Source organism: Cupriavidus basilensis (genome assembly GCF_000876015.1).
Lineage (GTDB): Bacteria > Pseudomonadota > Gammaproteobacteria > Burkholderiales > Burkholderiaceae > Cupriavidus > Cupriavidus basilensis_B.
This window is the reverse complement of record NZ_BBQM01000015.1, coordinates 18135-35622: the sequence shown is the minus strand read 5'-3', so window position 1 is coordinate 35622 and position 17488 is coordinate 18135. Positions and strand designations below refer to the sequence as shown.

General features: G+C 70.8%; 15 protein-coding genes. 4 read left to right on the top strand and 11 right to left on the bottom strand.

The features are described from left to right. Positions 1–50: 50 nt before the first annotated feature. The 4 genes from KF708C_RS14160 to KF708C_RS14145 are packed head-to-tail and all read right to left on the bottom strand — an operon-like array spanning position 51 to position 3607. The gene (locus KF708C_RS14160; RefSeq protein ID WP_059412320.1) at positions 51–584 is read right to left on the bottom strand and encodes an aconitase X swivel domain-containing protein; all 534 of its coding nucleotides are present in this window, start codon (positions 582–584) and stop codon (positions 51–53) included. Next, positions 581–1810 (bottom strand): aconitase X, encoded by a 1230-nt coding sequence (locus KF708C_RS14155; RefSeq protein WP_020203966.1) that lies wholly within the window; start codon positions 1808–1810, stop codon positions 581–583. The genes KF708C_RS14160 and KF708C_RS14155 overlap by 4 nt, the downstream gene beginning before the upstream one ends. A 59-nt stretch (positions 1811–1869) precedes the next feature. Continuing rightward, complete coding sequence (locus tag KF708C_RS14150; RefSeq protein WP_059412319.1) at positions 1870–2625, bottom strand: GntR family transcriptional regulator; 756 nt, start codon at positions 2623–2625, stop codon at positions 1870–1872. Next, positions 2618–3607: a tripartite tricarboxylate transporter substrate binding protein gene (locus KF708C_RS14145; RefSeq protein ID WP_059412318.1), complete on the bottom strand. Its 990-nt coding sequence runs from the start codon at positions 3605–3607 to the stop codon at positions 2618–2620. The genes KF708C_RS14150 and KF708C_RS14145 overlap by 8 nt, the downstream gene beginning before the upstream one ends. 285 nt (positions 3608–3892) lie before the next feature. Here KF708C_RS14145 and KF708C_RS14140 point away from each other — a divergent pair, with 285 nt between their 5' ends. Continuing rightward, on the top strand, positions 3893–5593 hold the full coding sequence (locus KF708C_RS14140; RefSeq protein WP_231586487.1) for a carboxylesterase/lipase family protein: 1701 nt from the start codon (positions 3893–3895) through the stop codon (positions 5591–5593). Positions 5594–5679: 86 nt separating this feature from the next. On the opposite strand, the gene KF708C_RS14135 is transcribed toward KF708C_RS14140, so the two are convergent. The 3 genes from KF708C_RS14135 to tauA are packed head-to-tail and all read right to left on the bottom strand — an operon-like array spanning position 5680 to position 8395. Continuing rightward, entirely contained in the window at positions 5680–6576 is an 897-nt protein-coding gene (locus KF708C_RS14135) for an ABC transporter permease subunit (protein ID WP_156173827.1), read from the bottom strand. Beyond that, positions 6573–7394: a taurine ABC transporter ATP-binding protein gene (locus KF708C_RS14130; protein ID WP_059412316.1), complete on the bottom strand. Its 822-nt coding sequence runs from the start codon at positions 7392–7394 to the stop codon at positions 6573–6575. The genes KF708C_RS14135 and KF708C_RS14130 overlap by 4 nt, the downstream gene beginning before the upstream one ends. A 5-nt stretch (positions 7395–7399) precedes the next feature. Continuing rightward, positions 7400–8395 carry a taurine ABC transporter substrate-binding protein gene (gene tauA, locus KF708C_RS14125; RefSeq protein ID WP_059412315.1) on the bottom strand — a complete coding sequence of 332 codons (996 nt, stop codon included), beginning with the start codon at positions 8393–8395 and terminating at the stop codon, positions 7400–7402. A gap of 205 nt (positions 8396–8600) precedes the next feature. On the opposite strand from tauA, the gene ssuD reads away from it, so the two are divergent. Further along, entirely contained in the window at positions 8601–9716 is a 1116-nt protein-coding gene (gene ssuD / locus KF708C_RS14120; RefSeq protein WP_059412314.1) for an FMNH2-dependent alkanesulfonate monooxygenase, read from the top strand. Between the two features lie 114 nt (positions 9717–9830). On the opposite strand, the gene KF708C_RS14115 is transcribed toward ssuD, so the two are convergent. Continuing rightward, positions 9831–11345, bottom strand: coding sequence for a CoA-acylating methylmalonate-semialdehyde dehydrogenase (locus tag KF708C_RS14115; protein ID WP_059412313.1), 1515 nt, complete (start codon positions 11343–11345; stop codon positions 9831–9833). Between the two features lie 187 nt (positions 11346–11532). On the opposite strand from KF708C_RS14115, the gene KF708C_RS14110 reads away from it, so the two are divergent. Next, positions 11533–12495 carry a LysR family transcriptional regulator gene (locus tag KF708C_RS14110; protein ID WP_029043815.1) on the top strand — a complete coding sequence of 321 codons (963 nt, stop codon included), beginning with the start codon at positions 11533–11535 and terminating at the stop codon, positions 12493–12495. A gap of 57 nt (positions 12496–12552) precedes the next feature. Here KF708C_RS14110 and araD read toward each other — a convergent pair whose 3' ends face one another. From araD to KF708C_RS14095, 3 genes are all read right to left on the bottom strand, one after another. Continuing rightward, positions 12553–14280 carry an L-arabinonate dehydratase gene (araD, locus tag KF708C_RS14105; protein ID WP_059412312.1) on the bottom strand — a complete coding sequence of 576 codons (1728 nt, stop codon included), beginning with the start codon at positions 14278–14280 and terminating at the stop codon, positions 12553–12555. Between the two features lie 76 nt (positions 14281–14356). Beyond that, positions 14357–15187, bottom strand: coding sequence for an HpcH/HpaI aldolase family protein (locus KF708C_RS14100; protein WP_059412311.1), 831 nt, complete (start codon positions 15185–15187; stop codon positions 14357–14359). 8 nt (positions 15188–15195) lie between these two features. Then, positions 15196–16188: a Bug family tripartite tricarboxylate transporter substrate binding protein gene (locus KF708C_RS14095; RefSeq protein ID WP_020203978.1), complete on the bottom strand. Its 993-nt coding sequence runs from the start codon at positions 16186–16188 to the stop codon at positions 15196–15198. Positions 16189–16330: 142 nt separating this feature from the next. On the opposite strand from KF708C_RS14095, the gene KF708C_RS14090 reads away from it, so the two are divergent. Next, on the top strand, positions 16331–17362 hold the full coding sequence (locus KF708C_RS14090) for a LacI family DNA-binding transcriptional regulator (protein ID WP_059412310.1): 1032 nt from the start codon (positions 16331–16333) through the stop codon (positions 17360–17362). The last annotated feature ends 126 nt before the right edge of the window (positions 17363–17488 follow it).

Sequence of the window (17488 nt, the reverse complement as noted above, 5' to 3'; positions counted from 1 at the left end):
GAGAGAGAACGCCGGGCGGCATGCGGGCGCCGCCCGGCGCACGCGCCGGCTCAGCGCCGCGCGCGCGAGGCCGGCCCGTGCACCTTGCTCAGGCCGCCCTCGCCGCCGCCATGCGCGGGCAGCAGCGGCGAGGTGGACGAACTGGACAAGGTGGACAAGGTCGACGAGGCGGGCGGCTGCACCACGCGCAGCGTGCGCGTGGCCGGGTCGATGTCCACCCAGGCGCCGTGCGCGATCTGCGCCGTGATGTCGACATCGAAGCCCGCCAGCAGCGTCACGTCGCCGAGCGCCGCGCCCTGGGCCAGGATGGTGTTGACCGAGTTGAGGACGATGGCCAGCGGCGCCATGTGGCGCGACTGCATCTCGTGCAGCATCCAGGCCGTCGCCACGCCGCCCTTGGCGGTGTCGAGGATCAGGATGCGGTCGAGGTACGACTGCCCGGCCAGCTTGTGCCCGGGCCGCGAGAACACCCCTTGCAGGCGGTCGAGGTCGTAGCGCGCGGAGAAGCCGTCGGCGGCGACCAGCGCCTGGCCCGCTACCGGGCGGCCCATCGCGTGGCGGGCGGTGAAGATCGTGTCGCTCATGCGAGTTCTCCGGTTTCTGCCGCGTCGACGCATTGCTCCATCGACGCCAGCATGGGTACGTAGCCGTAGCCGCCCAGGATGTTGACCATCTTGGCGCTGTTGGTGGCCAGCCGCGTCCAGCCCTTGGCCTCGCGGATCTCGCGCGCGTAGGACTGGTAGAAGCACATGCCGGACATCACCGTGCCGCCGGCGCGCTCGATGGCGGCCGTGTAGCCGAAGCGGTCGCAGTCCGGCTTGACCTGCGGGCTCGTGATCGCCAGCAGCGGGCGCTTGAACTGCCGCCCCTCGCACAGCCCCGCCAGCTGGCGCAGCTCAAACAGGCTCAGTTGCGGCGCCGAGAACACCACCACGTCGATCTCCTTTTCCACCGCGTAGCTCTGCTGCAGGCCGCGCACCTCGGCCTGGCCGATGCGGTGCGCCACCGGCAGCGCATCGCCGCCCACGTCGGACAGGCGCGCCGCCTCGGGCGTGATGCCGACCAGGTGGAACAGCGCGACCGAGCCGAAGCTGGCCATCGCCGCGCCGAAATGCTTGAGCTGGTCGGAGGTCGGCGCGGCTTCGAGGCCCTCGATGACCGGCACCTGCCAGTAGTTGCCCGCCAGCCGCCCGATCACGCCGCCCAGCGCGCCCCAGTCGTTGAGGCTCTGCGGCGTCCAGTCCACGCGCAGCCGCAGCGTGGCCCGGCGCTGCGCGTCGAGGTGAAAGCCGTAGCGCGGCGTGCGCCCGGTCAGGCCCGCCGCCAGCGCCGACGGCCCGCCCTCGAAGTTCGAGCGCGCGCCGCTGACCGAATTCGAATAGATGACCACGCCGGTGTCGCCGAACGCCACGTGCTCGCCGCGCGTGGCGGCCAGCACGGTCTGGTAGTTGATGCAGGTGTCGGTCATGCTCACGCCCAGGCGCGTGAAGGCGTCGATGGCGCGGCGCTCCAGCTCCAGCATCCACTCGGCCTGGCCGAGCAGCGAAGCCTTCTCGAAATCGGTGCCGCGCGGGTCGGTGATGGTGGGGATGCGCACGCGCCCGTCGCCGGCGTCGGCCAGCCGCTCCAGCCACATCACGCCGGCCTGCCCCAGGCTCTCGGTATCGGCCATGATGTGGGCCTGCGACACCGGCACGAAATCCTGCGCGCCAAAAAAGTCGCCTACCTTGATCTGGTGTTCGATGACAGTGCGCGCCACGGTGCCGGCCTCGCCGGCCAGCATGGCTGCCTCTTCGTCGTTGAGTCTCATGTCGTTCTCTGTCGTTCTCTCTGGTGGGGGTTCCGGATAACGGGTGGCCGGCGCCGGGGTCAGCCCGGCGGCCGCGCGCGCGTCTGCACGCCGGCCAGCGGGCCTTGCGCGGTGACGACGAACTCGTACCTGTCGGGGCGCACGTGGAAGGCCGAGATCTCGCACAGCGCGTCGTGCTCGTCGAACGAGCGGCGCAGCAGCACCAGCGCGAAGCCGCCGCGCCCCAGCGCCAGCGACGCCGCCACCGGCGCGCTGGCCTGCTCGGCGCTGATGGTGGTTTCCACGCGCGCGATGCGGTGGCCGAGGCCCTGCTCGACGATGCCGTAGATGGTGCGCTCGGCCGCGACTTGCTCGCCCAGCGCCAGCGCCGCGTCGGGCAGCCACGACGCCACCACCGCCAGCGGCTCGCCGTCGACCAGGTAGCGCCGCTCCAGGTAGGTCGACAGGCCGGGCGCGCGCGGCGCGCGCGCGCCGAACGCGGTCAGCGTGGTTTCGGGGATCACGCCCTGGCACAGCAGTTCGTCGTAGAAGCCGCGCGGCGTGTCGAGCTGATGCCGCACGCGCCCGCGCGAGACGAAGGTGCCCTTGCCCTGGCGGGTCTCGATCAGCCCTTCGTCGACCAGCTTGCGCAGCGCCTGGCGCGCGGTCACGCGGCTGATGCCGAAGCGGCGCTGCAGCGCCGCCTCCGAGGGCAGCAGCGTGCCGCGCCCGGCGTCGATACCGTCCCGCAGGATGCGGCAGACCTGCTCGTACAGCGGCGTGGCGGCGTGGCGGTCCAGCACCGCGTCGGCGCGGATCTCGAGCGTCTCAGTCAACCGTCGCTCCCGAGCTCTTCACCGCGCGCGCCCACTTGGGAACTTCGGTCTCCACCAGCGCGCGCAGCTCCGCGGCGCTGCTGCCGACCGGCTCGATGCCCAGCTTGCCCAGCTGCTCGCGCATCTCGGCGCTGCGCATGACCCGGGCGGTTTCCGCCTGCAGCTTCTGCTGCACGGCGGCCGGCAGGCCCGCCGGCGCGAACAGCGCCCACCAGGCCTCGGCCTCGTAGCCGGGCACGCCGGCCTCCGCCATCGTCGGCACGTCGGGCAGCACCGGGCTGCGGCGCGTGCCGGACACCGCCAGCGCGCGCAGCTTGCCGGCGCGGATGTTGGCCAGCGGCGACTGCACCGGGTCGAACATGGCGGGAATCTGCCCGCTCAGCAGGTCCGAGATGGCCGGCGCGCTGCCCTTGTAGGGCACGTGCAGCAGCTCGGCGTGCACCGCGTCGGCGAACAGCGCGCCCGCGAGGTGCCCCGGCGAGCCGCTGCCGGCCGAGCCGTAGGCGATCGACTTCGGCTTGCTGCGCGCCAGCGCGATGAACTCGGCCAGCGTGTGGGCGGGCACCGAGGGGTTGACCGCCAGCACCACCGGCGCCGACGCCAGCAGCGAGATCGGCGTGAAGTCGGTCGACGGCTGGTACGGCAGCTTGCGGTACAGGCTCTGGTTGATGGCGTTGGTGCCCACCGTGCCGAGCAGCAGCGTGTAGCCGTCGGCCGGCGACTTGGCGACGAGGTCGGCGCCGATGATGCCGCCGGCGCCGCCGCGGTTGTCCACCACCACCTGCTGCCCGAGCTGGTGCGACAGCGCCTGCGCCAGCGGGCGCGCCACGATGTCGGTGGGCCCGCCGGGCGGGAACGGCACCACCAGGCGGATGGCCTGCTTCGGGTAGGCCTCGGCGGCGGATGCGGGCGCGGCGAGCGGCAGGACGGAGAACAGGCTGAAGGCGGCGGCGCAGGCCGCCGCGAAAACGCGGGTGGACACGGTGATTCCTCAAGCGGGCGCCGGACAGGTCCGGGCGAAGACTTGTATTGAAACGTATTAATACGAGTTTTCTAACGAAGGCTTTCGCACATGCATATGCGAACCGTGCGGCCACAACGCGTGCCGCTGCCGCGCGCCGCTGCCGCCGGACGCCGCGCCAGCCGGCAAATACGCATATGAACGAAGCTTCGTTTGCCGGCCGCGAGCGCCGGGCTAGCATCATGGCCTGTTGCCGCGCGGCGTCCGGCCTGGCCGGACGCGCCGCGGCGCCCACCGGAAACCAACTTGACTCCAGCCATCCCGACCGTGCCCGGCACCTCCGGCCGCACTTCCAGCAGCACCTCCCGCCGCACCTTCCTGCTCGGCACCGCCCGCGCCGGCGCCAGCCTGGCCGCCCTGGGCGCGCTGTCGGCATGCGCCACCACCGCCGCCACCGCCGAGCCGGTCGCCGAAACCACCTCGGGCCGCCTGCGCGGCACGCGCGCGCAAGGCGCGTTCGCGTTCCGCGGCGTGCCCTATGCCGCCACCACCGCCGGCGACAACCGCTTCCGCCCGCCGCTCGAGCGCCAGCCGTGGGCGGGCGTGCGCGACGCCCTGCAAGGCGGCGCCTCGGCCCCGCAGCCGCAGGTCGGCAGCCCGGCCGAGTTCGCCTGGTACTGGTCGGCCATCCCCGCGAGCGAGGACTGCCTGTCGCTGTCGGTATTCACGCCGGCGCTGCGCGACCACCGGCGCCGCCCCGTGCTGGTGTGGCTGCACGGCGGCGCGTTCGCCATCGGCGCCGGCACCTCGGCGGGCTTCGACGGCAGCCACCTGGCGGTGTCGCAGGACGTGGTGGTGGTGTCCGTCAACCATCGCCTCAACGTGCTGGGCGGGCTGTTCACCGGCGAGCATCCCGAACAGTTGTCCGCCGAGTCGGGCAACCTCGGCACGCTCGACCAGCTCGCCGCGCTGAAATGGATCAAGGCCAATGCCGAGTCGTTCGGCGGCGACCCGGCCAACATCACGGTGTTCGGCCAGTCGGGCGGCGCGGCCAAGGTCACGGCGCTGCTGGGCCTGCCAGCGGCGCGCGGCTACATCCAGCGCGCCATCGTGCAGAGCGGCTCGGGCGCGTGGAAGCTGGCCGGGCCCGAGGCGGCGGCGCGCGCCGCGCATGCGTTCCTGCGCGAGTTCGGCCTGAACGCCGCCAGCGCGGGCCGCCTGCGCGAGGTGCCGGTGGCGCAGCTGGTGGCCGCGTTCGCCAAGGTGTCGGGCGCCGCCGGCGGCGTCAGCGAGTTCCGCCCGACGCTGGACGGCCGGGTGTTCGCCGACGATCCGTTCGACCCGGTGGCCTCGCCGCTGGCGGCGGACGTGCCGGTGCTGATCGGCAACGCCGCCGACGAAGCCACCTTCTTCCTCGCCGCCGACCCGCGCAACTTCTCGCTGGACGCCGCCCAGGCGCGCCAGCGCATCCAGCGCTTCCTGCGGCTCGACGGCGCCGCCACCGACCGGCTGATCGAGGCCTACCGCGAGCGCGACGGCAAGGCCACGCCGAGCGAGCTGCTGATCCGCATCGCCGGCGACTACAACTACCGGCTGCCGACGCTGGCCGTGGCCGAGCGCAAGGCCGCGCAGCAAGGCGCGCCGGTCTATGCCTACGAGTTCGACTGGAAATCTCCCGCGCGCGGCGGCGCGCTGGGCTCACCGCACACGGCGGAGGTGCCGTTCATCTTCGGCACGCTCGACGCGGCGCGGCCGCTGGTGCAGGACAGCCCCGACCAGCTCCAGGTGCGCGACCGCATGGGCGCGATCTGGGCGCAGTTCGCTCGCACCGGCCGGCCAGGCGACACGGTGTCGGGCTGGACGCCCTACGACGGCGCGGCGCGCACCACCGCGCTGCTGGGCAAGTCATGGGAGGCGCGGCGCGATCCCGCCGCGTACGCGCGCGCGGCGTTCGCGGGCATCCCGCTGTACGAGTACAGCTTCCCGGTGTCGTTCACCCGCGACTGACGCGGCTGACGCCGGCCGCTGCTGGCCGCTGCTGGCCGCTGTCGGCCGCGCGCCCGGCGCCATGCCGGCGCGCGGCGGCTTCGCGCTCAGCGGTGCGCCTGCCACGGCGTCAGCGCGCGCGACAGCCGCCGCATGGCGAGGTCGAACAGGTAGGCGATCAGGCCGATCAGCACGATGCCCATGACCACCACGTCGGTGCGCAGGAAGTTCGACGCATTGAGCACCAGCTGGCCGAGCCCGGCCGTGGCCGCCACCATCTCCGCCGCGACCAGCGTGGTCCAGCCGAAGCCGATGGCGATGCGCAGCCCGGTCAGGATGTCCGGCAGCGCCGACGGCAGGATGACGTGGCGCACGAGCTGCGCGCGCGTGGCGCCCATCGACAAGGCCGCATGCAGCTGCTCGGCCTGCACGCCGGCCACCCCGGCGCGCGTGGCCAGCGCGATCGGCGCGAAGCAGGCCAGATAGATCAGCAGCAGCTTGGCGGTCTCATCGATACCGAACCAGATCACGATCAGCGGCAGGTAGGCCAGCGGCGGCAGCGGGCGGTAGAACTCCAGCACCGGGTCGAGGATGCCGCGCGCCACGCGGCTGGTCCCCATCAGCAGCCCCACCGGCACCGCGCTCAGCGCCGCCAGCGCGAACGCGCCGAACACGCGCCACAGGCTCCAGCCGATGTGCTGCCACAGCGGCAGGCCGCCCTGCACGTTGCCGTCCCACGCCTGCACCGCGGCGCGCCAGACCGCCGCCGGCGGCGGCAGGAACAGCGGCGCGATCCAGCCCGCCGCGGTCACGCCCCACCAGCCGGCCAGCAGCGCCACGACCGTCGCCACGGTGATGGCCGCGGTCCCGCCGCTGCCCAGCCGCGGAAACGGCCGCGCCGCGGGCAGCGGCCCGGCTGATGCGGCTGAGGCAGCCGCCCCGGCCGGCACCTCGCCGGGCGCCGCCGCGATGGCGGGACGGATGACATCGTCGGCCTGGCTCATGCGCCTTGTCCGTGAACGAGTTGCAGCAGACGCTCGCGCCAGTCGATGAACTCGGGCGACGACTTCACCGCCCTGGCGTCGCCGCCGCCGATATAGCGCCGCAGGAACGGCACCTGGAAATCGTGGGTGATGCGGCCCGGCCCCGCCGACATGACGATCACGCGGGTGCCCAGGAACAGCGCTTCCTCCACGCTGTGCGTGATGAAGAAGACGGTCTTGCCGGTGGCCGCCCAGACCCGCGCCAGCACTTCCTGGACCGACTCGCGCGAGAGCGCGTCGAGCGCGCCCATCGGCTCGTCCATCAGGAGCACGCGCGGATCGTTGGCCAGCGCGCGCGCAATGCCCACGCGCTGCTGCATGCCGCCGGACAACTGGTGGATGGGCGTGGCGCCGTGGCGCTCCAGGCCGACCAGCGCGAGCTTCTCCCGCGCCACGGCGAGGCGCGCGGCGCGCGGCACGCCGCGAAAGCGCAGGCCCAGCGCGACGTTGTCCTGCACGTTGAGCCACGGCATCAGCGCATGCTTCTGGAACACCACGCCCAGCCCGGGGCCGGGACCGGACACCGCCTCGCCGTCGAGCAGCACCTTGCCGGCGGACGGCCGGATGAATCCCGCGAGGCAGTTCAGCAAGGTGGTCTTGCCGCAGCCCGACGGCCCCAGCGCGACCACGAACTCGGCCGGCGCGATGGACAGGTCCACGCCGGCGAGCGCGAGCGGCGCCTGCGCGCCGGACGGCGCGAAGCGCACCGACAGGCGGCGCGCCTCGATCCGGCCGCCGGCCTTCGGGCTGCCGGCATGGCCGGGCGCGTGGCCGGGCATGTGACTTACTGCGCTGCCTTGCGTACCCATGTCGCGTTCACGCCGGACGCATAGTCGGGCAGCACGTTCTGGATGGTGCCCTGCTCCTTCAGGAAGGCCGCAGTGGCCGCCAGCGACCTGGCCGCGCCGCCGCCGAGCCAGGCCGCCGAGGCCTGCTGCTGCAAGGTCGGGAATTCGTACAGCGCGAGGCTGGCCGGCACCTCGGCCGGCTCGGCGCCGGACCATTTCGCCACCGCCTTGACCTGGGCCGAATCGGCGCTCCAGGCGGACTTGTTGTTGCGGTACGCCGCGTCGGTGTCGGCCAGTATCTTGACGAACTCCGTCAGGAAGGCGTCGTTGTCGCGCGCGAACGCCTTGCTCACCACGATGCCGTCGAACGTGGCCTTGCCGGTCTGCGCGGCAATCTTGCCCGAGGTGGTCAGCACCTGCCCGCTCTTCTTGGCCTTGGCGAGAACCGGGTCCCAGATGAAGGTGGCGTCGATGTCGCCGCGCTCCCACGCGGCGGCGATTTCCGGCGGACGCATGTTGACGATCCTGACGCCGCGCGGATCGACCTTGGCGGCCTCCAGCGCCAGCAGCGTGTGGAAGTGCGAGGTGGACACGAACGGCACCGCCAGGCGCTTGCCCTTGAGGTCCGCCAGCGACCTGACGTTGCTGCCGTTGCGCACCACCAGCGCCTCGGCATCGTTGATGTTGTCGAGAATCCAGAACAACTCGATGTCGAGGCCCTGCGACAGCCCCGAGGCGATCGGCGCCGAGCCGGCCTCGCCGATCTGCACCGAGCCCGAGGCCAGCGCGCGGATCACGTCGGCGCCGCTGGCCAGCTTGCGGAAGCTGACCTTGTAGCCGGTTTTCTTCTCGACCGCCTGCGCATCCTGCGCATAGCGCCAGGGCACGACCATGTCCTGGTAGGCGATCACCACCTCCCGGGATTGCGCCGCGGCGCCACCCGCCAGCAGCAGCGTCGCGCAGACCATCATCGTGTTCAGAAAGCGCTTCATGTGTGTGTCGTCCCGGATCGAAAGGGACCAGTATAAGAAGCGGCATTTTTCGCCCGAACGAAGATTTCCTCCCATGCTTATCCACATTCGGCCCACGCCGCATATACGGCCAACGCCCAAGCTATCTCGCAAATATTCTTACGCGCGGACGGCGGCGGCGCTCAAATGATGCCCTGCACATTCACCGCCTCAGGCATCCAACGGCATGGCTCTCGACATCTTCTGGTTCCTCCCCACTTCCGGCGACACGCGCTACCTGGGCAAGTCCGACTTCGGCCGCGCGCCGACCATCCCCTACCTGCGCCAGATCGCCGTCACCGCGGAGAACCTCGGTTACGACGGCCTGCTGATCCCGACCGGCGCCTCGTGCCTGGATCCGTGGGTGGTCGCCTCCAGCCTGGTACCGGTCACGCAGCGCATCAAGCTGCTGGTGGCACTGCGCACGTCGCTCGGCGGCCCGGGCCCGTCGGCACGGCAGGCCGCCACGCTCGACCAGGCGCTGAACGGCCGGCTGCTGCTCAACGTGGTGCCGGGCGGCGACGCCACCGAGCTGGAGGCCGATGGCGTGTTCCTCGCCCACGACGAGCGCTACCAGGCCGCCGACGAGTACCTGCAGATCTGGACCCGCCTGCTGCGCGGGGAGACCGTCGATTTCGACGGCAAGCACTACAGCATCCGCAAGGGGCAGGTGTTCCACGCGCCGGTGCAGAAGCCCTATCCGCCGCTGTATTTCGGCGGCTCCTCCGACGCGGCGCACGACCTCGCCGCCAGACATGTGGATGCCTACCTGACCTGGGGCGAGCCGCCCGCGCAGGTGGCGCAGAAGATCGCCGACGTGCGCGCCCGCGCGGCCAAGCTGGGGCGCACGGTGCGCTTCGGCGTGCGCCTGCACGTGATCGTGCGCGAAACCGGCGAGGAAGCGTGGGCGGCCGCCGAGCGGCTGATCAGCAAGCTGACCGACGACGACATCGCGCGCGCGCAGCAGAACTACGCGCGCATGGATTCCGTGGGGCAGCAGCGCATGACCGCGCTGCACGGCGGGCGGCGCGACCGGCTGGAGATCGCCCCCAACCTGTGGGCCGGCGTGGGGCTGGTGCGCGGCGGCGCCGGCACGTCGCTGGTGGGCGACGCCGAGACCGTGGCCGCGCGGCTGGCCGAGTACGCGGCGCTGGGCGTGGACTCGTTCGTGCTGTCCGGCTATCCGCACCTGGAGGAAGCGATCCGCTTCGCCGAGCTGGTGTTCCCGCTGCTGGGCAAGGAAGCGGTGACGCTGCGCGACCAGGCGCAGACCGGCGGCGCGTTCGACATTCGCGCCCGCTGAGGGCGGGCGCGAGAGTGAACATGAAGGCGAACGTAAGGCGAACGTAAAGGCGAACCGGGCCGGCGGCAATCCGCGCGGGGATCGCGGTGCCTGCCGGCCCGAAGGCGACGGCGCTTACTTGGCCGTCGGCATGGCGAACTCGGCGCCGCGGGTGGTGTCGTCCGGCCAGCGCTGCATGACGCTCTTCTGCTTCGTGTAGAAGCGCACGCCCTCTTCGCCATAGGCGTGCATGTCGCCGAACAGCGAGCGCTTCCAGCCGCCGAAGCCGTGCCATGCCATCGGCACCGGAATGGGCACGTTGATGCCGACCATGCCGACTTCGATGCGGCGGGCGAATTCGCGCGCGATCTGGCCGTCGCGGGTGTAGCAGGCCACGCCGTTGCCGAATTCGTGCTCGTTGACCAGCCTGACCGCGTGGGCGAAGTCGTCGGCGCGCACGCACGCCAGCACCGGGCCGAAGATCTCTTCCTTGTAGATGCGCATCTCCGGGGTCACGTTGTCGAACAGCGTGCCGCCCGTGAAGAAGCCCTGCTCGTGGCCCGGCACCTTGTAGTTGCGGCCATCCACGAGCAGCTTCGCGCCTTCTTCCACGCCGAGCGCGATGTAGCCCTCGATGCGTTCCAGCGCCTGCCGCGTGACGACCGGCCCCATTTCGGCATCGGGCTCCATGCCGTTGCGGATGACCAGTTCGCGCGCGCGCGCTTCCAGCTTGGGCATGATCTTGTCGGCGACGTCGCCGACCAGCACCGCCACCGAGATGGCCATGCAGCGCTCGCCGGCCGAGCCGTAGGCCGCGCCGATCAGGCCGTCCACGGCCTGGTCGATGTCGGCGTCGGGCATCACCACCATGTGGTTCTTGGCGCCGCCCAGCGCCTGCACGCGCTTGCCCAGCCTGGCGCCGGTTTCATAGATGTAGTTGGCGATCGGGGTCGAGCCGACGAAGCTGGCGGCCTTGACGTCCGCGTGCTGCAGCAGCGCGTCGACCACGGTCTTGTCGCCCTGGACCACGTTGAACACGCCGTCCGGCAGACCCGCCTGCTTGAGCAGGCCGGCCATGAACAGCGACGCGGACGGATCGCGCTCGCTCGGCTTGAGGATGAACGCATTGCCGGCAGCAATGGCCACCGGGAACATCCAGCACGGCACCATGCAGGGGAAGTTGAACGGCGTGATGCCGGCGACCACGCCCAGCGGCTGGCGCAGCGTCCAGTTGTCCATGCCGGTGGAAACCTGGTCGGTGAAGTCGCCCTTGAGCAACTGCGGGATGCCGCAGGCGAACTCGATGATGTCGATGCCGCGGCTGACCTCGCCGGCCGCGTCGCTCAGCACCTTGCCGTGCTCGGCGGTGATGATCGCGGCCAGTTCGTCCTTGTGCCGGTTCATCAGCTCGAGGAACTTCAGCATGACGCGCGCGCGGCGGATCGGCGGCGTGTCGGCCCATGCCGGAAACGCGGCCTTCGCGCTGGCCACGGCCGCGTCCACGTCCTCCACCGAACCCAGGCGGACCTGCCGCGCGACGGCGCCGGTGGCCGGATTGAACACGTCCTGGGTGCGCGTGCCGGTGCCGACGTACGGCTTGCCGGAAACGTGGTGGATGACTTCGGCGGAACTGGTGTAAGGCGCGGTCACGGGTATCTCCTGTCGATTGTGCGTCCATGCGGTCGACGCAGTATATGAATGGCGCGGGCAACCGGGTAGACGTCCTTTGCCAAACATATTGTTCAGGATTTTGACCTGCTACCATACCAGGCATGCGAATGATCGGCATCGCGGAGATGTAGTGCGCGGTAGTGCGCGGCGGGAGGCGGCGACAAGAATGCGGCAAGGAAACGTGGAATATCTCTGGGAGCACCTGCACTGGCTCGTGGTGCTCGACCAGCAGGGCAGCTTCAGCAAGGCGGCCGCCCGGCTGGGGGTCAGCAAGGCGTCGATGAGCCAGCACATCGCCGACCTGGAGAAGGCGGCCGGCATCATGCTCGTGCAGCGCACGACGAGAAGCGCCACGCTCACGGCGGCGGGGCGCGAGCTGGTCGAGTCGACGCGCGGCGCGTTCGATCGGATTGCGACGAGCTTCGCCAATGTCCGCGATCTGGCCGGCGCCCCGCGCGGCCTGCTGCGCGTGACGGCGCCGGTGGCGTTTTCCCGCCAGCAGCTGGTCCCGACGTTGCCGGCCTTCCTGCGGCGCTACCCGGACATACAGATCGAGCTGGACATGTCCGACCGCATCCGCCCGCTAGCCCAGGAAGGCTTCGATCTGGCCGTGCGCCACACCGCCGCCCCGCCGGAGACGCACGTGGCGTGGGCCCTGGCGCCGACGCGGACGGTGCTCGCGGCCAGCCGCGCCTACCTGCGCGCGCGCGGCATGCCGGCCTCCCCGGCCGCGCTCGCCGGGCACGTCTGCCTGCACTACCCGCGCACGCATGGCACGCCCACGTGGACCTTCGTGTCGGCCGATGCCGGGCAGCCGGACCCCGTCACGGTGCCGGTCTCGGGCCAGCTGGCCGTCAACAACAGCGAGGCCTTGCGGGACGCCGCGATGTCGGGCCTCGGCATCGCCCTGCTGCCCGATTTCAGCGCCCAGTCCGCGCTGCAGAGCGGCCGGCTGGTCGAGGTCCTGCCCGGCTGGCGCTCCACCGGCGTCTTCGGCGAATGGCTGTACGCGATCCGGCCCTACTCGGCCCATGCGTCCAGGGTCTCGCAGGTATTCGTCGAGTACCTGCGCGAGGCCTACGCGCAGGGCTTCGCGCCGCGCCAGCCAAAACGCCTCCACCGGACTTGAGCGGCCCGGTGAAGGCGTGGGACCGGCCTGGCCGACACAGTGTCGGGCCGGACGGGATCAATAGATCGCGGGTTCTCCGGGCGAGCGTCCGAACGACGTTTCGAGGTAGTCGAAGTCGCAGCCCTTGTCCGCCTGCAGGATGTGCTGGGCGAACATCCAGCCGTATCCGCGCTCGAAATTCCGCTCCGGCGGCGTCCATTCCTCGCGCCGGCGCTCGAGTTCCCCGGGGCTGACCAGCAGCTCCAGCTTGCGCGCCATCACGTCGATCTCGACGAGGTCGCCGGTGCGGACCAGCGCAAGCGCGCCGCCGACGAAGGCTTCCGGCGAGACGTGCAGGATGCAGGCGCCATAGCTGGTGCCGCTCATCCTGGCGTCCGAGATCCGCAGCATGTCCCGCACGCCCTGCTTGACGAGCTTGCCCGGGATCGGGAGCATGCCCCACTCCGGCATGCCGGGGCCGCCCTGCGGGCCGGCATTGCGCAGCACCAGCACGTCGTCCGCGCTGACATCGAAATCGTCGCGGTCGATGACCTCCTTCAGCGAGGGGTAGTCGTCGAACACGATGGCCTTGCCGGTATGCTTCATCAGCCGCTGCTCCATCGCGCACGGCTTGATCACGCAGCCCTCGGTGGCGAGGTTGCCCTTCAGCACGGCCAGCGCGCCCTCGGGGTAGATCGGCTGGTCGATGTCCCGGATCACGTCGTCGTTGTGGCAGGCGGCATCGCGCACGTTCTCCGCGATGGTGCGGCCGTTGACGGTGAGCTCGTCGGGCGAGAGGAAGCCCAGCAGCTTGCGCATCAGCGCGGGCAGGCCGCCGGCGTAGTAGAAATCCTCCATCAGGTACTTGTCGCCGCTCGGCCGCACGTTGGCGATGACCGGCACCACCCGGCTCGCGCGGTCGAAGTCGTCCAGCGTCACGTCGTGGCCGGCGCGGCGCGCCATGGCGATCATGTGGATCACGGCATTGGTCGAGCACCCCATCGCCATCGCCACGGCGATGGCGTTGTCGAACGCGCCGCGGCTGAGGATGCGGCCCGGCACCAGGTCTTCCCACACCATCTCGACGATGCGGCGCCCGGAGGCCGCGCACATGCGCACGTGATTCGCGTCGGGCGCCGGGATCGACGACGCGCCCGGCAAGGTCATGCCCAGCGCTTCCGCCACGCCGGTCATGGTCGACGCGGTGCCCATCGTCATGCAGTGGCCGTGGCTGCGCGCGATGCCGCCCTCGATGTCCTGCCAGTCCTGGTCGTTGATGACGCCGGCGCGCCGCTCGTCCCAGAACTTCCAGGCATCCGAGCCCGAGCCCAGTATCTTGCCGTGCCAGTTCCCGCGCAGCATCGGGCCGGCGGGCACGTAGATCGCGGGCAGCCCGGCGCTGATGGCGCCGAGCAGCAGCCCCGGCGTGGTCTTGTCGCAACCGCCCATCAGCACCACGCCGTCGACCGGATGCGAGCGGATGAGCTCCTCCGCCTCCATCGCCAGCATGTTCCGGTACAGCATGGTGGTCGGCTTGACGAAGTTCTCCGACAGCGACAGCGCCGGCAGTTCCAGCGGGAAGCCGCCGGCCTGCAGCACGCCGCGCTTGACGTCCTCCACGCGCGTCTTGAAGTGGGCGTGGCACGGATTGATGTCCGACCACGTGTTGATGATGGCGATGACCGGCTTGCCCGCCCAGTCGGCCGGGGCATAGCCCATCTGCATGATGCGCGAGCGGTGGCCGAATCCTCGGAGGTTGTCCGGCGCGAACCACCGGGCGCTGCGCAGCTCTTCTGCTTTCTTCATGGTCACTGTGGAATCTGGGTCGGGTATGGGTTCGGACGCGCGTCAGATGCGCGTCTGACGCCGTGCCTGCGCTCGCTCAGTAGCCGCCGGGCGCGGGGGCGGCGCTCGCCTGGCCCGGGTTGCGAAAGCGCGCCGCGGCGGCGTCGAGCCCGTTTCTCAGCATGACGGTATCGAGCGCCACCGCGACGAACTGCGCGCCAAGCGCCAGGCATTCGCGCGCGCGCGCCTCGTCCACCATGAGGATGCCGGGCGCCTTGCCGCAGGCGCGGATCCGGCGGATGGCGTCGTCGATGGCGCCGCTGACGGCGGGATGGCCGGCGTTGCCCGGATAGCCCAGGCTCGCGGACAGGTCGGCGGGACCGATGAAGATGCCGTCGATGCCATCGACCGCGGCGATCGCCTCGATCTGGTCGAGCGCCTCGGCCGTCTCCACCTGCACCAGCACGCACAGTTCCTCGGCCGCGCGCGCCACGTAGTCCGCCGTGCGGCCGAAGTTCGCGGCGCGCGTGGAGCCGCCCATGCCGCGGATGCCGGGGATGCCGGCGCTCGGGTAGCGCGTCGCCAGCACGGCGGCGCGCGCTTCCTCGGCATTCTGGACGAAGGGCAGCAGCAGGGTCTGCGCGCCGATGTCGAGGTAGCGCTTGATCAGGACGGATTCGTTCCACGCCGGCCGCACCACCGCGTGCGCGGGCAGCATGCCCTCGGGCGGCTGCGCCGCGGCGGTGGCCTGCAACTGGCTCAGCATGAGCGGCACATCCGTGGGCGTGTGTTCCGTGTCCAGCAGCACCCAGTCATAACCGGCACCCGCGATGAGCTCGGACACGTATGGCGACGGAATGGTCGACCACACGCCGATCTGCGCGCGCCCGCTCTGCAGCGCGCGCTTGAAATGATTGATAGGCAGCATGTCTGTACTTAATTCGTCCGGATGTTGGCGCTCTTGACGACGGGTACCCAGCGGGCAACTTCGGCCGAGATGAAGCTCGCGGCCTGCTCCGGCGTGCCCGGCGTCGAGACGCTGTTGATCTTGGCGAGCTGGGCGACGACGTCCGGCTGCTTCAGGATTTCCTGGCAGGCCTTGTTCAGCCGCTGCACGATTTCCGGCGGCATCCCGGCGGGGCCCTCCAGGCTCGTCCAGGAGTAATTGACGATGCGCGGCTGGCCGGCCTCCGGCATGGTCGGCGTGTTCGGCAACGCTTCCAGCCGCTGCGAGCCGGCCACGGCCAGCGCCTTGAGCTTGCCGCCCTGCACGAACGTCACCGCCGACGTCGCCGGCACGAACAGCAGGTCCAGCTGCCCGCCGATCAGGTCCGTCATGGCGGGCACGTCGCCCTTGTAGGGCACCGAGTTCAGCGAGATCCCGACGGTCTGCTTGAACAGCTCCGTCGTCACGTGGCTGGAAGAGCCGATCCCGGTCAAGGCGACATTCAGCGAATTCGGGTGCGCCTTGGCCAGCGCGATCAGCTCCGCCACGGTGTTGGCCTTGAGCTGGGGCGCCGCCACCAGCAGCATGGGCGCGCGGCTCAGCATCGCGATATGCGTGAAGTCCTTGCGCGCGTCGTAGCGCACGTTCGCGTTCACCAGCTGGTTGATCGCATGCGTGCCGGGCCCGCCGATCACCAGCGTGTAGCCGTCCGGCGCGGCGCGGGCCACCATGTCCGAGCCGAGCGAACCGTTCACGCCCGGCCGGTTTTCCACCACGAACGCCTGGCCGAGCACACGGCCCAGCTGGTTGGCGATCAGCCGGCCGACCACGTCGGTCTGGCCGCCCGGCGGGAACGGCACCACCACCGATACCGGCCGGGAAGGATAGGTGTCCGCGAAAGCGCTGCCCAGCGGGGCGAGCAGGCCGGCCAGCAGACAGAACAGAACAGTGCGGCGATTGGCCGCGCGCGAGCGATGATCCATCGTTTGTCTCCTCTTATGATTGCGCAATCATATCCCCTGGAGCCGAGGAAGAATCAGGCGAAACAAGGGATGACCGCTGATATTTTGTGTTGCCATCATGATTGCCGTAACATTGCAATCATTTGACGTCGACAAGGCACAGATGGCTTCCCGTCCCGCAAGCGTGGCGCCCACGCTGAAAGACCTCGCCCGCCTCGCGGGCGTGTCCCCCATGACCGCCTCGCGCGCGCTGCACCGCCCCGACCTCGTCGCCGAGGCGACGCGCCTGCGCGTGGAAGCCGCCGTCGAACAGACCGGCTACGTGCCCAACTCGCTTGCCGGCGGGCTGACCTCGCGGCAGACGCGCCTGGTGGCGGCCATCGTGCCGTCCATCGGCCACTCGCTGTTCTCCGACATGCTCGACGAACTCGTGGGCACGCTCGAAGCCGAACGCTACGAAACCACGCTGGGCATTTCCCGCTACGATCCCGTGCGCGAGGAAAACTGGCTCGCGACCATGCTGAGCCGGCGCCCCGACGGCGTCGTGCTGACCGGCATCGAGCACACCGCGCGGACGAGGCGGCTCCTGCTCAACGCCGGCATCCCCATCGTCGAACTATGGGACTACACCCCGCACCCGCTCGACGTGGTGGTCGGGTTCTCGCAGGAAGACGCCGGCCGCGCAGCCTATCGCCACCTGACCGCCTGCGGCTACCGGCGCGCGGCGCTGCTGCGCTCCGACGACAGCCGCGCCGCGCGCCGGGCACTCGGCTTCAGGCGCGCCGCCCTCGAAGCCGGCGCCCCCGAACCCATCGAGATCGTGTTCCCCGAATCCAACCCCCAGGCCGGCCGTGGCCGCGAAGTGCTGAAGGAACTGCTGCAGCGCGCCCCCGAGACCGACGCCGTCTTCTGCAGCTCCGACGCCCTGGCGCTGGGCGTGCTCGCGCACGCGCATGCCGTCGGCATCCGGGTCCCGGATCAGCTGGGCGTAATGGGCTTCGGCAACCAGGCCCTGGCGATCGACGCCGTGCCGGCGCTGTCGACGCTGTGGGTCGACGGCACGCGCATCGGCAACCGCGCCGCGCGCGCGCTGCTGGCGCGGATGCGGGGGGAGGAAGCGTCGCTGGCGGTGGATGTGGGGTTCGAGACGATTGCGCGGGAGAGTACGGACAAGACGCTGTCCTCATCCGCATGACAGACGGCGCTCATTTCGGCGACTGCGCCTGTGCCGGTTCGCCCGGTTCGGCGACGAGCTGGAAAGTCGAGAAGCCCGCATGGGAAGCCAGTTTCCTAGCGGCTTCCCATGCGGGCTTCTCGAGCT

Bases quoted from the DNA above. Each gene is read 5' to 3' on its own strand.
- KF708C_RS14100 (WP_059412311.1), bottom strand. From the start codon at position 15,187: ATGCTGCCTATCAATCATTTCAAGCGCGCGCTGCAGAGCGGGCGCGCG.
- araD (WP_059412312.1), bottom strand. From the start codon at position 14,280: ATGAAGAAAGCAGAAGAGCTGCGCAGCGCCCGGTGGTTCGCGCCGGAC.
- KF708C_RS14160 (WP_059412320.1), bottom strand. From the start codon at position 584: ATGAGCGACACGATCTTCACCGCCCGCCACGCGATGGGCCGCCCGGTA.
- KF708C_RS14135 (WP_156173827.1), bottom strand. From the start codon at position 6,576: ATGAGCCAGGCCGACGATGTCATCCGTCCCGCCATCGCGGCGGCGCCC.
- KF708C_RS14130 (WP_059412316.1), bottom strand. From the start codon at position 7,394: ATGCCCGGCCACGCGCCCGGCCATGCCGGCAGCCCGAAGGCCGGCGGC.
- KF708C_RS14110 (WP_029043815.1), top strand. From the start codon at position 11,533: ATGCGGCAAGGAAACGTGGAATATCTCTGGGAGCACCTGCACTGGCTC.
- ssuD (WP_059412314.1), top strand. From the start codon at position 8,601: ATGGCTCTCGACATCTTCTGGTTCCTCCCCACTTCCGGCGACACGCGC.
- tauA (WP_059412315.1), bottom strand. From the start codon at position 8,395: ATGAAGCGCTTTCTGAACACGATGATGGTCTGCGCGACGCTGCTGCTG.
- KF708C_RS14155 (WP_020203966.1), bottom strand. From the start codon at position 1,810: ATGAGACTCAACGACGAAGAGGCAGCCATGCTGGCCGGCGAGGCCGGC.
- KF708C_RS14090 (WP_059412310.1), top strand. From the start codon at position 16,331: ATGGCTTCCCGTCCCGCAAGCGTGGCGCCCACGCTGAAAGACCTCGCC.
- KF708C_RS14095 (WP_020203978.1), bottom strand. From the start codon at position 16,188: ATGGATCATCGCTCGCGCGCGGCCAATCGCCGCACTGTTCTGTTCTGT.